Annotated in this window: 11 protein-coding genes; 5 read left to right on the top strand and 6 right to left on the bottom strand. The window is 50.4% G+C overall.

Going from position 1 to position 16,228, the window contains the following annotated elements:
* Nucleotides 1-188: 188 nt before the first annotated feature.
* The 6 genes from NW212_RS03745 to NW212_RS03720 form a co-directional block, all read right to left on the bottom strand.
* Nucleotides 189-2,804: a glycoside hydrolase family 2 protein gene (locus tag NW212_RS03745; protein ID WP_258337299.1), complete on the bottom strand. Its 2,616-nt coding sequence runs from the start codon at nt 2,802-2,804 to the stop codon at nt 189-191.
* Between the two features lie 29 nt (nt 2,805-2,833).
* Nucleotides 2,834-4,420, bottom strand: coding sequence for a S41 family peptidase (locus tag NW212_RS03740; protein WP_375337942.1), 1,587 nt, complete (start codon nt 4,418-4,420; stop codon nt 2,834-2,836).
* A gap of 72 nt (nt 4,421-4,492) precedes the next feature.
* Complete coding sequence (coaD, locus tag NW212_RS03735; RefSeq protein WP_258337298.1) at nt 4,493-4,948, bottom strand: pantetheine-phosphate adenylyltransferase; 456 nt, start codon at nt 4,946-4,948, stop codon at nt 4,493-4,495.
* Nucleotides 4,949-5,029: 81 nt separating this feature from the next.
* Complete coding sequence (locus NW212_RS03730) at nt 5,030-6,958, bottom strand: DNA topoisomerase IV subunit B (protein ID WP_258337297.1); 1,929 nt, start codon at nt 6,956-6,958, stop codon at nt 5,030-5,032.
* A 54-nt stretch (nt 6,959-7,012) separates the two neighbouring features.
* Entirely contained in the window at nt 7,013-8,143 is a 1,131-nt protein-coding gene (locus NW212_RS03725; protein WP_258337296.1) for an N-acetyltransferase, read from the bottom strand.
* A 654-nt stretch (nt 8,144-8,797) separates the two neighbouring features.
* Complete coding sequence (locus tag NW212_RS03720) at nt 8,798-9,853, bottom strand: DUF3810 domain-containing protein (protein ID WP_258337295.1); 1,056 nt, start codon at nt 9,851-9,853, stop codon at nt 8,798-8,800.
* Nucleotides 9,854-9,957: 104 nt separating this feature from the next.
* Here NW212_RS03720 and NW212_RS03715 point away from each other — a divergent pair, with 104 nt between their 5' ends.
* The 5 genes from NW212_RS03715 to uvrC all read left to right on the top strand — a co-directional run bounded on the left by NW212_RS03715 (nt 9,958) and on the right by uvrC (nt 16,211).
* Nucleotides 9,958-11,187 (top strand): nucleoside recognition domain-containing protein, encoded by a 1,230-nt coding sequence (locus NW212_RS03715; RefSeq protein ID WP_258337294.1) that lies wholly within the window; start codon nt 9,958-9,960, stop codon nt 11,185-11,187.
* A gap of 15 nt (nt 11,188-11,202) precedes the next feature.
* Nucleotides 11,203-11,625: an rRNA maturation RNase YbeY gene (ybeY, locus tag NW212_RS03710; RefSeq protein ID WP_258337293.1), complete on the top strand. Its 423-nt coding sequence runs from the start codon at nt 11,203-11,205 to the stop codon at nt 11,623-11,625.
* A 283-nt stretch (nt 11,626-11,908) separates the two neighbouring features.
* Nucleotides 11,909-13,780: a tRNA uridine-5-carboxymethylaminomethyl(34) synthesis enzyme MnmG gene (mnmG, locus tag NW212_RS03705; protein ID WP_258337292.1), complete on the top strand. Its 1,872-nt coding sequence runs from the start codon at nt 11,909-11,911 to the stop codon at nt 13,778-13,780.
* Between the two features lie 58 nt (nt 13,781-13,838).
* Nucleotides 13,839-14,363, top strand: coding sequence for an adenine phosphoribosyltransferase (locus NW212_RS03700; protein ID WP_258337291.1), 525 nt, complete (start codon nt 13,839-13,841; stop codon nt 14,361-14,363).
* Between the two features lie 9 nt (nt 14,364-14,372).
* Nucleotides 14,373-16,211, top strand: a complete 1,839-nt coding sequence (gene uvrC / locus NW212_RS03695) for an excinuclease ABC subunit UvrC (protein WP_258337290.1) — start codon at nt 14,373-14,375, stop codon at nt 16,209-16,211.
* Nucleotides 16,212-16,228 lie beyond the last annotated feature (17 nt).

The raw sequence follows: 16,228 nt of genomic DNA, 5'->3' as shown, positions 1-16,228 counted from the left end.
TCGATGATTCGTAATACGTTGCAAAATTAGAAGTTTTATCGAGATAACACAAAAGATTAAGGAAATAATTCTTTAATCTGACCAAATACTTTGGCATATTTCCAAACTTGTGCGGAGAAAAGGAAGATTTTTGCCGCACAAGTTCTCCGTCTGCACCGCACAGAATCCTCCAGCCGACCTGTCAGATTCTACCGCTTTCCGTCTTTCTCTCCAAACTGCTCCTGCTGAGCCTCTACAATCTTGCTTGCTTTCATCAGCTCCCGTTTCTGCTCTTCGCTCAATGCGCCGCTTCCTTGTGTCGGGAGAGCAACCGTGGTCTGCTTTTCTTCATCTGCATCGAAGAGCTGGGGCACTGGCGAAGGCAAGGTGGCAAACTCCAGTTCGCCGGCCGACGGCTTGACCTCACCAGCATACTCCATCCGTGCCTTGATTCTGACCTTTCCAGCCTTGGAAGTGGTTTGAACCAACACGCAGGCTTCTCCCCAAAGCACGGGCACTGCCTTATCTGCGCCAATCAACCGCCCCTCTCCTTCTATCTCAAACACGATGGAAGTGTTGTTCAGACGCTTGACCACACCGTTACGGTCGGTCACCTGCGCTACAACAGTCACCAAATCCCCGCCATTGGCCACCGGCTGCATATTCTCCGTATCAGCAGACAAACGGATTTCGGCGCTTTGACGAGCCGGACAAACTTTGTGCGAAGCCACTACTTTCCCGTCAATCAGACCTTCAGCCAACAAATAAGATTCAGAATGCTTGCCTCCCCGTGCAAATTTCTTGTCAACCATAAAGTCAAAAGCCTTTTCAAACCTGACAATAGGAAAAGGTTTGTTGCCCAATTCCTGAGGCACTCTGTATACGCGCTGCTTTTCCCCGGTTTGGGTAGTCAGCCTTACTTCATCACAATTGCTGTACACCGTTACGTCCTCAGGCGAAAAAGGAGTCATAAGGTTCGCAACATATACCATGGGACGGGTTTGATGGCTTTTGGCCTGGAACATATAATATGAATATTTCGGACGACGGAAAGCATCCATGATTCCTCCGTAGAAAGGATCCGGATGATAGCCGCGCTGATGGTCGAACGAATGCCAAAGGCATCCTCCGAGATGGTTGGGCTTCGTTTCATACAACACATCTATGCTTGCCCATCCCACAGGAGATTTGCCATAATCTCTTGCCTGAATCAGCTGTGCGTGCTCTCCCCATTGCCGGGCCACCCGGCTGGGAGAATTGTGCGCATTCCAGTCATCCACATTATCTCCCCACTCACGAGTAAAATAAATTTTATTCTCATCGTAACCGGGATCTGTTTCCGACAGAGGAGCGGTGAAGCTTATATCAAAATACCGTGAACCCGTAGCCCGAAGATCGGCCGCGGTATAATTGTTTCCCGGAAGAGCCTCTTCCTTCACAATGCCGTGCACTTCCTTCGCAAAATAATCCGGATAGTTGGTTTCGTTCAGGATAGGCTCCCACATAATGACACAAGGGTGATTCCGGTCACGGCGCACCATATTCCTGATATCAGAATAAATACGTTCTCTGAATACCGGTTCGTCGCTCCAGAACTGCCAGCCCGGAGTGTTTACAATGACGAAAAGGCCCAAGGCGTCACAGGCCTCCATAAATGCGGGATCTTGCGGATAATGCGCATTCCGTATGATATCCATGCCCGCATCCTTCAGCTTTTTCGCGTCACGCCAGTGCAACGAGTTTGAAAGTGCGTTCCCTATCAGCGCATAGTCCTGATGGCGGTTAGCGCCGATAAGCTTTCTTGAGAAAACCTTCCCGTTCAGGATCAGTCCCCGTTTGGGATCAAATCCGATAGTCCGGATACCCGTCCGGATTCCATATCCGTCAAGCATATTTCCTTTTCCGTCCTTCACCCTCACTTCCAGCGTATATAGATAAGGAGTATCCGGCGACCACAGCACAGGACTGCTCAAGGTCATCCGCTTCTTCAGCGTCGTATTTCCCTTCAGCCTGCAGTTCTCACGGGATTTCGCCACCTCTTCACCGGAATCATTACGCAAAACGAACTCCACCTCACCCCTGACCGGCGAAACGGCATCATTCTGCAGATTCACCTGTATGCAAACATCCGCCGATTTGTCGCTCACATGCTCATAATATACAGCAACGCCCCCATTGCCTGTCTTATTTGCATTGCGCATGTTGGCATCTGTAATGTAAGTTTCCGAGGTAGTATATAGCCAGCAATCACGATAAATTCCTCCGAAATAGCAGAAGTCCAGCATTGTCTGCGGTTTTCCAGGAGGATAGTTCGGATCATCCGAATTGTCAGCCCAGACAGATACAAGATTCTTTTCCCCGAAACGGCATTGTTCTGTGATATCCAGGCTTACAGGCAAATAGCCTCCAAAATGTTCTCCGACAAGAGTTCCGTTCACCCAGATCTTACTCTTCCCCATAATCCCTTCAAAATAGAGGACACACCGTTCGCCTTGCAGGCCGGAAGGAAGCGTAAAATGTTTTCTATACCATGCCTCACCACGGTAATTGATGCTCCCGCTGGCTTCCAAAGGCAATGTTTCCAGTCCGTTCGGCAATGATACGACCTGCCATTCCGAATCGTTGAAATCCACCCGCTCTGCCCCTTCCGCTCTGCCTTTGCAGAATCTCCATCCGGGATTCATGTCGAAGACCTGGCGCGGGGAATCTGAAAGGACATGAAACCCTGCCGTTGAGAAGCGGACTTGTGCGTTTCCGTCGCCCGCAAAATAGAAAAGGGCCAGCAGGACGAAAAATACACTTGATGGCAATCTTTTTGTTTTCATAATCAGTTTTTCGGTTATTTGCAGACAATTCACTTGTGCCTCGGAAAATTCATTCCCGGCTCCGAGAGCAGTTCAACCGCCTTCTTCATGCTGTCGCTGAGCGTATTGATCACTTGAAAATACTCGCTCATATCCCACATGTCACGAGCTATCAACGCTTTCACCTGCGTCTTGATAAGCGGAAGCGCTGTCTGGTATTGCGTTTCATTATAAGGTATCTTCATCGTTTCGCCCAACGCCACAAGCTCCTTCAGCATCGCGTCATCCACCTCAAAGTCACGGTTAAAACGGCTGAACGTCTTGTATTTCTTCAGCCATTCCTGCCGATGGCGGTCAATCATCTTGATGTTGAACTGGACAATGGCACCTTTGTCACGCAGATTCATATAATAATCGGTATACATCGCCGTATCGATGGGCACGAAATAGTCAGGCATGATGCCGCCTCCGCCATACACCGTACGCCCGAGCTTCAACGTTTTGGCTTTCAATGAGTCCGGAAAATGAATACTGTCGGCGCTCATCATCTCACCCCGGTTATAGCGTTCGATCAGATCACGGTTGTATTGTTCCACACTCTCATAGGGCTTCTGGATGCAACGGCCCGAAGGCGTATAATAACGCGCCACGGTAAGTCGGATCATCGAACCGTCGGGCAGATCAATGGGACGCTGAACCAGCCCCTTCCCGAAAGTACGCCGTCCTACCACAATTCCACGGTCCCAGTCCTGGATGGCACCCGTCACAATCTCGCTTGCAGAAGCTGAAAATTCATCCACCAGCACAACGAGCCGTCCGTTCTGAAAATCCCCGTCCCCTTTCGCCTTAAACTCCGTACGCGGATTGCGGCGTCCTTCCGTATAAACGATCAGCTCCTTGGATCCGAGCACCTGGTCACAAAGGTCGATAGCCGCATTCAGGTAGCCGCCTCCGTTTCCCTGCAAGTCAAGAATCAAGTCCTTCATGCCCTGTTTCTGCAAGTTATGCAGCGCATCGGCAAATTCTTTTCCCGTCGTAGCCGCAAACCGGTTTACACGGATATAGCCGATATGTCCGTCCACCATATAAGAAGCGTCCAAACTATACACCGGAATCTTATCTCGCCTGATAGTAAACGACAGAAGTTCCTTTACACCTCCACGAAGCACTTTTACATTCACTTTCGACCCTTTAGGTCCCCGCAAGCGCCGCATCACCTCATCCGTATTCATTTTCACTCCAGCTATCACGGTATCATTCACCTCCACAATCCGGTCGCCAGCCAGTATTCCGACCTTCTCCGACGGACCTCCCGACACGGGCTGGATAACAAACAAGGTATCTGTCACCATATTGAACTGAATGCCTATCCCATCGAAATTGCCTTGCAGAGGCTCGTTCAGACGTTTCACTTCTTCGGGATCCGAGTAAGTGGAATGCGGATCCAGTTCCTCCAGCATTTTGACAATAGCCGTTTCCACCAGCTTGTTTTCATCTACATTGTCCACATACAGATTTGCGATGGCAAACTCAGCCAACTGAAGCTTGCGCGACGGAGAATTGAACTTGCTGTTTTGAGCGAACACCCCTCCCCAAAAAAGGCAGCAGAATGCTGCCAGCATGATATTCCTTTTCATCTCTATATTCTATATTAAAGACTGTTTTTCATTACATAAACCGGAGTTCTTCTTCTCTATCGGGTCAGAATGTCAATCAATATCCATACCTTCCGGCAGGAAGTCGCTAACATCCTTGCCAAACTGAAGCAGTTCGCGTACAATCGTCGAGCTGACCGAAGTCAGTTCCGGCTCGGTAAACAGCAGAATCGTTTCTACACCGGCCAGTTTGCGGTTGATGTCCGCTATGGTTTCCTCGTATTCAAAGTCACGGACCGTCCGGATTCCGCGAATGATAAACTGCGCCCCGCGCGATTGGGCAAAGTCGACCGTAAGCCCGTCATAAGCCTCCACCTTGATACGGGGTTCGTCCGCATAAAGTTTCTGGATCATTTCCACACGCTTCTCGGTAGGGAACCAAGTGCGTTTGCTCTCGTTTATCCCGATACCGATTATTATCTCATCCATGAAAGTGAGCGCACGGCGCACCACCGAATAATGTCCGATTGTAAACGGGTCGAACGTGCCCGGGAATATTGCCCTTTTCACCTCTAAATAATTGATAATTGACACTTGGCAGCTGATAACCGGAATCTTCACTGCAAATCACCAGCCGCCTGTTTCCAGCTGTTAACTAATCAAGTCTTCTTCTATCACCAGGTTGTTGATAATGAAATTCTGACGCTCCATCGTATTCTTTCCCATATAGAACTCCAGCATTTCCTTCACCGCATCCGTCTTTCGGAGCGTAACCTGCTCCAGACGCATGTCTTTTCCTATGAAATTACGGAACTCGTCCGGAGATATTTCGCCCAATCCCTTGAACCTGGTGATTTCCGGGTTCGGACTGAGCTTCTCAATAGCCGCCAGCCTGTCTTCTTCCGAATAGCAGTAGATGGTTTCGTATACCCCTTTCTTTCTGTTTCGCACACGGAACAAAGGAGTCTGCAAGATATACACATGCCCTTTCTTTATCAGATCCGGAAAGAACTGCAGAAAGAAAGTGATCATCAGCAGGCGGATATGCATGCCGTCGACATCCGCATCGGTAGCCACTATCACCTTATTATACCGAAGTCCGTCAAGGCCGTCCTCGATGTTCAAGGCTGCCTGAAGCAGATTGAATTCCTCGTTCTCGTAAACCACCTTCTTTGTAAGGCCGAAAGAATTCAGCGGTTTTCCCCGCAAGCTGAACACGGCCTGCGTATTCACGTCACGGCTTTTGGTGATGGAGCCGCTTGCCGAATCCCCCTCGGTTATAAAGATAGAGCTTTCCAGGCGAGGGTCGTCTTCCCCGTCCTTCGGCCCCTTCAGGTCGTTCAGATGCACACGGCAGTCGCGCAGCTTGCGGTTGTGAAGATTTGCCTTCTTCGCACGTTCGCGGGCAATCTTGGTGACTCCGGCAATCGCCTTGCGTTCCTTTTCCGACTCTTGTATCTTTTTAAGCATCACCTCTGCCACATCGGGATGCTTATGGAGGTAATTGTCTACATTTTCCTTCACGAAATCCCCCACAAACTTGTTGACGCTCACTCCGGACAACGGATAAGGATTTCCCTCGGAGTCTTTTTCGGGAGCCATCACCAGCGAGCCTAACTTGATTTTTGTCTGACTCTCAAACGTCGGCTCAATCACATTGACGGCAATGGCCGCCACCAGTCCGTTGCGTATGTCCTGATACTCCAGGCTTTTCCCGTAAAACTCCTTGATGGTGCGGGCGATGTGTTCCTTGAAGGCACTTTGGTGCGTTCCTCCCTGCGTTGTATGCTGCCCGTTGACAAACGAATAGTATTCTTCTCCATACTGCGAGCTGTGGGTAAAGGCTATCTCAATGTCTTCACCCACCAGATGAATGATCGGATAAAGTCCCGGAGCCGTCATGTTGTCGTTGAGCAGATCCTCCAAACCGTTCCGGCTCACGATGCGGTGGCCGTTATAATAGATGGAAAGCCCCGTATTCAGATAAGTATAGTTGCGGAGCATCGTTTCGATGTATTCGATGCGGAAATGATAGCCCGTGAAAAGCGTATTGTCCGGCTCGAAAAAGATATAGGTTCCGTTCTCTTCATCCGTGGGTCCCGACGTGTCGCTCACCAGATCGCCGCGTTCGAACACGGCTTCACGCATCTGTCCGTCGCGCACGCTCCGCGCCACAAACCGGGAGCTCAACGCATTCACCGCCTTCGCTCCCACTCCGTTCAGCCCGACGCTTTTCTTGAAAGCCTTCGTATCATATTTTCCTCCCGTGTTCAGCATGGAAACGGCATCTACCAGACTTCCCAGCGGAATGCCCCGCCCGTAGTCGCGCACCGAAACCCGGAGGTTGTCCTCCATCGTGATGTCGATACGTTTTCCCGCACCCATCTTGAATTCGTCGATACTGTTGTCTATCACTTCCTTGAGGAGAACATAAATGCCGTCTTCCGCCTGCGAACCGTCGCCCAGCCGACCGATATACATGCCCGGACGGGTGCGCACATGCTCCATATCGCTCAGATGGCGGATGTTTTCCTCTGTATATGAAACCGGATTTTTCTGCTGAATACGATTGTCTTCCATAACTTATACATTTAGCCTCGCCGGCCCTTTCTTCGGAAAAGGCCGGAGGGACATTCAAAATACTTTCTTGTAAGCTCTGCGGCGTTTGTGCTGAACCGATTCGAAAGCGCTCCACTGCGACTGCACTTTCTTGTTCAGCTCCAGTTCGGGATTGCTTTCGCCATACACAAATCCCATCTGCTGGTAAACGGGCACCAGGTCATAAAACAGAAGCGCGTTCACGCCCTTGCTCTGGTATTCGGGCTTCACTCCCACCAGCAGCAGATCGAGAATCTTCGGACGTTTTACGAACAATGCCTTCAGCAGATAATACCATCCGAAAGGAAGCATCTTGCCTTTCGCCTTCTGCAAAGCTTCCGAAAGCGAAGGCATCGAAATGCCCACGGCCACCAGCTCGCCTTCTTCGTTTTCTACCAGCGACACCATGCGGAGGTCGATGAGCGGAAGATACATCTTTATATATTGGTTGATCTGCCCCTGAGTCATCTTCGAATATCCGTACAACGGAGCATACGCCTCGTTTATCAGATCGAAGATGCGCTGGCCGTAGTTATACTTCTTGATCTCGCCCCGCTTGAGCTTTTTGATCCTGAGCTTGTATTTCTGAAGAATAAGTTCTGAGATGCGGACAAACTTTTCAGGCAGCTTGTCGGGAACGGTGAGCTTATACTCCACCCAGTCGATTTCCTTCTGGAAGCCCAGCTGCTCCATATGCTCCGGATAATAAGAATAGTTATAGATGGTAGACATCGTGCTGAGCTGGTCGAATCCTTCCACCAGCATTCCTTCGGCATCCATGTCGGTAAATCCGAGCGGACCCACCATCGCTTCCATGCCGCGGGCCTTCCCCCATTCTTCAACGGTCTTGAGCAGAGCCGCCGACACCTCTTCTTCGTCGATGAAGTCAATCCAGCCGAAACGGACCTCTTTCTTGTTCCAGGTTTCATTGGCCCGATGATTGATGATGGCAGCTACCCTGCCAACAATCTCACCGCCGCGGTAAGCCAGAAAATAGTCAGCCTCACAAAATTCGAACGCTGCGTTCTTCTGCGGAGAGAACGTGTTCAGCATGTCATCCAGCAAATCAGGAACCGAATAAGGATTGTTTTTATAAAGCTCGTAATTGAAACGGATAAATTTCTTGAGCTCTTTCTTTGTCGTTACTTTCTTGATTGTAATGGTCATCGGTCTTTTTCTTTCGTTACTGCATAGAAAAATTCAGGCTGTAAAGATAAGGATTTTTATCGGGAATCACATTGTCCGCACACATTTTTCGTTTTTATCATTTTGACATAATGACAAACCGGACGCACGAGAATCGCTCATTTCCGGCCAAGGGACGGGGAATCCGGAAAAATCGCAAGGAAATCGCCCCGAATATTGTCAGATAGAAACAGATTCACCCCTATCGCCAACAATAAGACCGAAAAATAAGCCTTAAAACAGGAAACAAAACAACATAATCGGACATTCTGTTGTCTTTTTGTCTTTTCAAAACTGTATCCGTCCCGAATGCTTTCAGAATAAAAATGCCTCTTCCGCCACGCGGCCCACGTTTTTCTGAAACGATACGCACAAATCCGGAAAACTTCTCCCAATCTGACGGGACACTTTTACCGGAATGTCCCGTCAGATTCCGGCAAACACCGCGGTGTTCAGACAAAGATGTCCCGTCATTCTGCCCCTTCCATAAGGCTCCTGAGCGGGGTATGCATGGAAGCCTGCCTGAAGATGCATCCTGTTTCACTCCCAACGACGCCCTCGCCCGTCAGCGCAAACCGGACTTTCACAACGTTATGACGGCCGGAGGCCGGATTTCACGACAATGTGCGCAATCGCTCAATCCGTCAAGGCGAGCGAATCCGGCAACGAAAGAATCATCCCGATCACCTCGGCATAGTTCTTTTGGGCCGAAGGTATCCGGTTTCCTTTCAGATACCATGAATAGACGGTTTCCTGAATGCTCCCGACAAAAGGGCTGTACAACGAAGCCCAATGCGCCTGCTTTTCCCGCAAATCGTCCAGCACTTCGGGACGGACGGAGGAAACCAACCCGGCGTATGCTTCTTCCGGAAGCAGCGAACGGGCATTCGACAACACGTACGGAAGCAAGCCGAAATAACCGGAATAGCGTACCGCCGGACTATCTGAACGGATGCAGATCTGGTAAGCCCAGAAGTTGGCCTCGGCTTCACTGCTCACGCCCAACAGATGAGAATATTCGTGGGCGTAAGTGAACGGGTATTCTACGGGAAGCAGGTCGCGGTTCAACTGCGATTCGGAGAAGAAAGGCCCCATGAAGCCAAGCACGCCTACACCCGAATAAAGGCCGTTGAAGGCAACCCGCTTGGGATGATGGAACGGACGGGGCCGGGCAAGTCCGAAATGCGGGCGGACCGAAGCGAACACGGCTTTCAGCTCGCTTTCCAGCTTCTCTCGGGAAGGCATGGGGGCAATCGTATAAGACTTGTTCAGGCTATCGGTATAGGCGCGGAGGAAGCGGCCGAAAGCATCCGCACGATATTCGGCCCGCTCTGTTCCGGAGCGCGTGAAGAAATCATGACGGAAATAATTGGCTCCCCATCCCACATAGAACCAGCACCAGACAATGACCAGAAGTTCGGCCTCGCGCCGGAGGACCGTGCGCCAGGATGCCTTCTTTTTCCGCCCGGCCCAAGGGATGAGCACAAGTGCCGCAACGCATCCCGTCACCACCCACTCTTCGAGCGAAAACGGAATCCAGCTCGTACAGGCCGAAAGCACGAACGAAACCGAAGGATAAACCGTGCGGGCATACCATTCTCCGCAATCCGGCACAAAACGGCACACCAGCACAAAGGCTGCCAGAATCCCCTCAACCGTCCAGCGGACATATTTCTGCTTCATCGTTTTCATGCCCACGAATTTACAAAAAGTTTTCCAACGCAGCGTTTGCGGCATCGCTTTTTGTTTTCCGACTTTTTTCATTACCTTTGACATCCGAATCAAAAAACACGGACATGGTATTAAACTACATCTGGATTGCTTTCTTCGCCCTTGCCTTCATCGTGGCGGCGGTACGTCTGATCTTTTTCGGCGACACGGAAATCTTCCCTGCCGTCATCAATTCTACCTTCGAATCATCGAAGACAGCCTTCGAGATTTCCATCGGCTTGACAGGAGTGCTTTCGCTCTGGCTGGGCATCATGAAGATCGGCGAAAAGGGAGGTGTGGTCAACGTGCTCTCACGCGTTCTGAGTCCGCTGTTCTGCAAACTTTTTCCGGATATTCCCAAAGGCCATCCCGTGACCGGAAGCATCTTCATGAATCTTGCGGCAAACATGCTGGGGCTCGACAATGCGGCCACGCCGCTCGGACTGAAAGCGATGGAAGGCTTGCAGGAACTGAATCCGAAAAAAGACACGGCAAGCAACCCGATGATCATGTTTCTGGTGCTCAACACGTCGGGGCTCACACTGATACCTATCAGCATCATGGTCTACCGCGCCCAGCTCGGAGCCGCCCAGCCCACCGATGTGTTCGTCCCGATTCTGCTTGCGACATTCTTCTCTACACTGGCCGGCATCATTGCGGTCAGCATTTACCAGAAAATCAACCTGCTCAACCGCACCATCCTCCTCTTTCTCGGAGGAGCCAGCCTGTTCATCGCCTGCCTGATATTCTTCTTCAGCACATTGTCGAGAGAACAGATAAACACCTGGTCGACGACCATCGCCAACGTGCTTCTCTTCACCATCATCATCAGCTTTATATGGGCCGGTGCGCGAAAGAAGGTCAACGTGTACGACGCTTTTGTGGAAGGAGCGAAAGAAGGATTCACAACCGCCATCCGCATCATTCCTTACCTCGTGGCGATACTGGTAGCGATCGGGGTGTTCCGCGCTTCGGGATGCATGGACTATCTGATCCAGGGAATCGCACGGCTGGCAGAACTTTGCGGCATAGACAGCCAGTTCGTAGGAGCTCTCCCCACCGCCCTCATGAAACCGCTGAGCGGAAGCGGGGCGCGCGGCCTGATGGTAGATGCCATGAGCACATACGGAGCCGACTCTTTCGTCGGCCGCCTGTCGTGCATTTTCCAGGGCTCTACAGACACTACATTCTATATCCTTGCCGTATACTTCGGAAGCGTCGGCATCTCCCGCATGAGGCATTCGATTCCCTGCGGACTGCTGGCCGACCTTGCCGGAGTTATCGCTTCGATTTTCATCTGCTATCTGTTCTTTTAAAATATTACGCAACCCATGATTAGTTATCAGACCGAAGGGGTAGAAATGCCCGACATCAAGAAATCAAAAATCACGGCATGGATAAAAGCCGTAGCCGAAACTTACGGAAAACGCACAGGCGAAATAGCCTACGTTTTCTGTTCGGACGAGAAAATACTGGAGGTAAACCGCCAGTACCTGCAACATGACTACTATACGGATATCATCACATTCGACTACACGGAAGGAAACCGGATCTCCGGCGACCTTTTCATCAGTCTTGACACCGTACGCACCAACGCCGAACAATTCAATGCGCCGTACGACACCGAACTGCACCGCGTCATCATCCACGGAATCCTTCATCTCTGCGGAATCAACGACAAAGGACCGGGAGAACGCGAGATTATGGAAGCGGCGGAAAACCGAGCGCTGGCGATGCTGGACCAAATGCAATGAACCCGTCCCGCCGGAACACCTCTTCCACACAAAAAGAAAAAAGACGCCAAGCCGCAGTTTTTTCGGCTCATGCACAAAAGACATGCGGCTTGGCCCGGACTTCCGAAAGCCTTAGAGCGTTTTGATTTTCCAATAAAATATTATATCAGGCTCTTAAACGTACCAGGGAAACAGGCTGCAGTTTTCATCACATCAGGCAACCGCTTTAAACGGAACGTTTGGTGTTGACCATGCCACCATTTTTTCGTATTTTTGCCCCCGAATCAAAACTATAAAAAGAAGAATGAACTTCAACTACGATGTGATTGTAATCGGTGCCGGACATGCGGGATGTGAAGCCGCGGCCGCGGCCGCCAACCTCGGCTCAAAAACATGTCTTATCACAATGGACATGAACAAGATTGCGCAGATGAGCTGCAACCCGGCCGTGGGCGGCATCGCAAAAGGGCAAATCGTGAGAGAAATCGATGCCCTTGGAGGATATATGGGTCTGGTAACCGACAAGACCGCCATTCAGTTCCGAATGCTGAACCGCTCAAAAGGACCTGCCATGTGGAGCCCGCGCGCGCAATGCGACCGCGGCAAATTCATCTGGGCATGGCGCGAAGTGCTGGACAACATTCCAAATCTTCATATCTGGCAGGATACGGTGGAGGAGCTGATTGTAGAGAACGGCGAAGTGACGGGACTCATAACATGCTGGGGCGTTACCTTTCATGCCAAATGCGTAGTTCTTACCGCCGGTACATTCCTGAACGGACTGATGCATATCGGGCACAAGATGCTTGCCGGCGGACGGTGCGCAGAGCCTGCATCGTATCATCTGACCGAGTCAATCACCCGGCATGGCATAACTGCGGGGAGAATGAAAACAGGAACACCTGTGCGGATTGACGCGAAAAGCGTACACTTCGAATTAATGGATACGCAGGACGGAGAAAATGATTTTCACCGCTTCTCCTTCATCAGCGAGCCTCGCAAACTCAAGCAGCTCCAGTGCTGGACTTGCTTCACCAACGAAGAAGTGCATGAGGTGCTGCGCAGCGGATTGAAGGACTCTCCTCTCTTCAACGGGCAGATCCAAAGCATCGGGCCGCGCTATTGCCCGAGCATCGAAACGAAAATCGTGACTTTCCCCGACAAGCCCCAGCACCAGCTCTTTCTGGAACCGGAAGGTGAAACGACACACGAACTTTACCTGAACGGATTTTCTTCTTCGCTCCCGATGGAGATCCAGCTCGAAGCCTTGAAAAAGATTCCGTGCTTCAAGGATATTGTAGTATACCGGCCGGGATACGCTATCGAATACGACTATTTCGACCCGACACAGCTCAAGCATACGCTGGAATCGAAAATCGTCAAGAACCTGTTCTTCGCCGGACAGGTAAACGGAACCACCGGATACGAAGAAGCAGGAGGACAGGGAATCGTTGCCGGAATCAATGCGCACATCAACTGCCATGGCGGAGAACCGTTCGCACTGGGACGCGACGAAGCGTATATCGGCGTGCTTATCGACGACTTGGTGACCAAAGGCGTAGACGAGCCTTACCGCATGTTTACCTCGCGGGCCGAATACCGCATCCTTCTGCGTCAGGACGATGCCGACATGCGACTCACGGAACGGGCTTACCGGATCGGGCTGGCAAAGCAGGATCGCTATGACATCTTCTGCAAGAAGAAAGAAGAGATAGAACGGCTGACAAAATTTGCCACGACCTACTCCATCAAGGCCGACAAGATAAATGACACGCTGGAGGCTCTCGGAACAGCACGCCTCTCCCATGGGTGCAAACTGATCGACCTTATCAGCCGGCCGCAAATCACCGTCGAAAACATCGCGCCGCATATCCCCGCACTTCAAGAAGCCATCGACCAAGTAAAGGAGCGGAAAGATGAAATCGTAGAAGCGGCAGAAGTCCTCATCAAATATAAGGGATATATCGACCGCGAACGGACGATTGCCGACAAGATCCATCGCCTGGAGTCAATCCGGATCAAAGGCAAGTTCGACTACGCCAACCTCCAGTCCCTGTCAACCGAAGCCAGACAAAAGCTGATAAAGATCGATCCGGAAACCCTTGCGCAGGCAAGCCGCATTCCGGGGATATCTCCAAGCGACATCAACGTGCTTCTTGTCCTGATGGGCCGGTAACGGACGGAGTGTTTCACGTGAAACAATTTATTTAAGGAAATCACATAAAACATTGGTTATGAATAAAGAAACATTAAGAAAGAACTTGAGAGAAATCCAGGATTTCCCCAAACCGGGAATCCTGTTCTATGATGTAACGACACTCTTCAAAAACGCCGAGTGCCTTCAAGGACTTATAGAAGAGCTGTATGAGATGTATAAGGACAAAGGCATCACAAAAGTAGTCGGAATCGAATCAAGAGGGTTCATCCTGGGAGGAGCCTTGGCCGCACGCCTCGGAGCCGGATTCATCATGGCGCGCAAGCCGGGGAAATTGCCGGCAGAGGTGGTAGAAGAAACCTACGAGAAAGAATACGGGACGGACACCATACAGATACACAAAGACGCCATATCAAAGGATGATGTTGTCTTGCTGCACGACGACCTTCTGGCCACAGGAGGAACCATGGCTGCCGCATACCGACTGACCAAACGCTTTGGCGTGGAGAAAGCTTATGTAAACTTTGTCATCGAGCTGAAGGGACTCAACGGAAGAAAAGCCTTCGAAGAAGGTACGGAGGTTACTACCCTGCTGCAGCTATAATATCCAGCAATGGAAGAAAACGAAAAGACAAACGGGTTGACAACGGCTGAGTACCTGCACAGAATCGTACTCAATCTGCCGGAAGGGCCAGGCATCTACCAATACCTGAACGCAGAAGGAACAATCATCTATGTAGGGAAAGCCAAAAACCTGAAAAGGCGCGTCTATTCTTATTTTTCAAAAGAGCATCAGTCTGCGAAGACAAAGATTCTTGTAACGAAAATTGCCGACATACGATATATCGTGGTGAATACGGAAGAAGACGCGCTGCTTCTGGAAAACAACCTCATCAAGAAATACAAGCCAAGATACAACGTCCTGCTGAAAGACGACAAGACCTATCCGTCAATCTGCGTCAGCAACGAGTATTTTCCGCGGGTCTACAGAACACGGAAAATCATCCGGGACGGATCAACTTACTACGGACCGTACAGCCACATTCCTTCGATGATGGCATTGCTTGAACTCATCAAGAAACTGTATCCGCTACGCACCTGCCGGCTTGCGCTGACTCCCGAAAACATCAGCCAAGGAAAATTCAAAGTCTGCCTGGAATATCATATAAAGAACTGCAAAGGGCCTTGCATCGGACTGATTTCACACGAAGAATACATGGAGAATGTCGGTCAGATAAAAGAGATACTGAAAGGAAACACGCAGTCCATAAGTGCTCTTCTCATGGAAAAGATGAAAGGGCTTGCAGACGAAATGCGATTTGAAGAAGCTCAAAAGGTAAAAGAGAAATACCTGCTGATTGAAAACTACCGTTCAAAAAGCGAGGTTGTCAGTTCGACCCTGCACAACATTGACGTATTCTCTATCGAGAAGGACGAAAACTCGGCCTACATCAATTACCTGCACATCACCAACGGATGCATTAACCAGGCTTTCACATTCGAGTACAAGGTACGGATGAACGAAAGCAAAGAGGAGCTTCTTCAGCTCGGAATCGCAGAAATGAGGGAAAGATACAAAAGCCAGTCGAAAGAAATCATCATCCCGTTCGAACTGGATATGGAAATGAACGGAGTGACGTTTACCATCCCGCAACGGGGGGAAAAGAAACACCTGCTGGATCTTTCGGTCATGAACGTAAAGCAATACAAAATCGACCGCCTGAAACAGGCGGAAAAGCTGAATCCGGAACAGCGAAGCGTACGCCTGATGAAAGAGATACAAGAACAGCTGAACCTAAGCCATATGCCGAACCATATCGAATGCTTCGACAACTCGAACATCCAGGGAGCGGATGCTGTGGCCGCATGCGTAGTATTCAAGAAGGCCAAGCCAAGCAAAAAAGATTACCGGAAATACATAATCAAGACTGTTACCGGGCCGGACGACTACGCTTCCATGCAGGAAGTTGTAAGGCGCCGATACACGCGAATCCTTGACGAGCAGGGAGAACTTCCCGACCTCATCTTAACCGATGGAGGAAAAGGACAAATGGAGGTGGTCAGAGAAGTCATCGAAGACGAGCTTCACCTGTCAATTCCAATCGTCGGACTGGCCAAGAACAACAAGCACCGGACCTCGGAAATTCTGTTCGGATTCCCCCCACAAACGGTAGGCATAAAACAAGGAACGCCCCTCTTCCATCTGCTGGAAAACATCCAGGATGAAGTGCACCGGTTTGCCATCACTTTCCACAGGGACAAACGGAGCAAAAGTCAGATAGCTTCGGCGCTCGACAACATCAAAGGCATCGGAGAAAAACGGAAAACCGCCCTGCTGAAGAAATTCAAGAGCGTGGCCCGTATCCGCCAGGCAAGCCTTGAAGAACTGGCTGAAGTAATTGGCGAAACAAATGCAAAAACCGTCAAGGAAAGCCTGCAAGAAAACAAATAAATTTCGTATTTTTGTAA

Source organism: Bacteroides sp. ET225 (assembly GCF_024733745.1).
Classification (GTDB): Bacteria; Bacteroidota; Bacteroidia; order Bacteroidales; family Bacteroidaceae; genus Phocaeicola; species Phocaeicola excrementipullorum.
The sequence above is the reverse complement of the archived record's forward strand: the minus strand, read 5'-3'. Positions and strand labels throughout refer to the sequence as shown.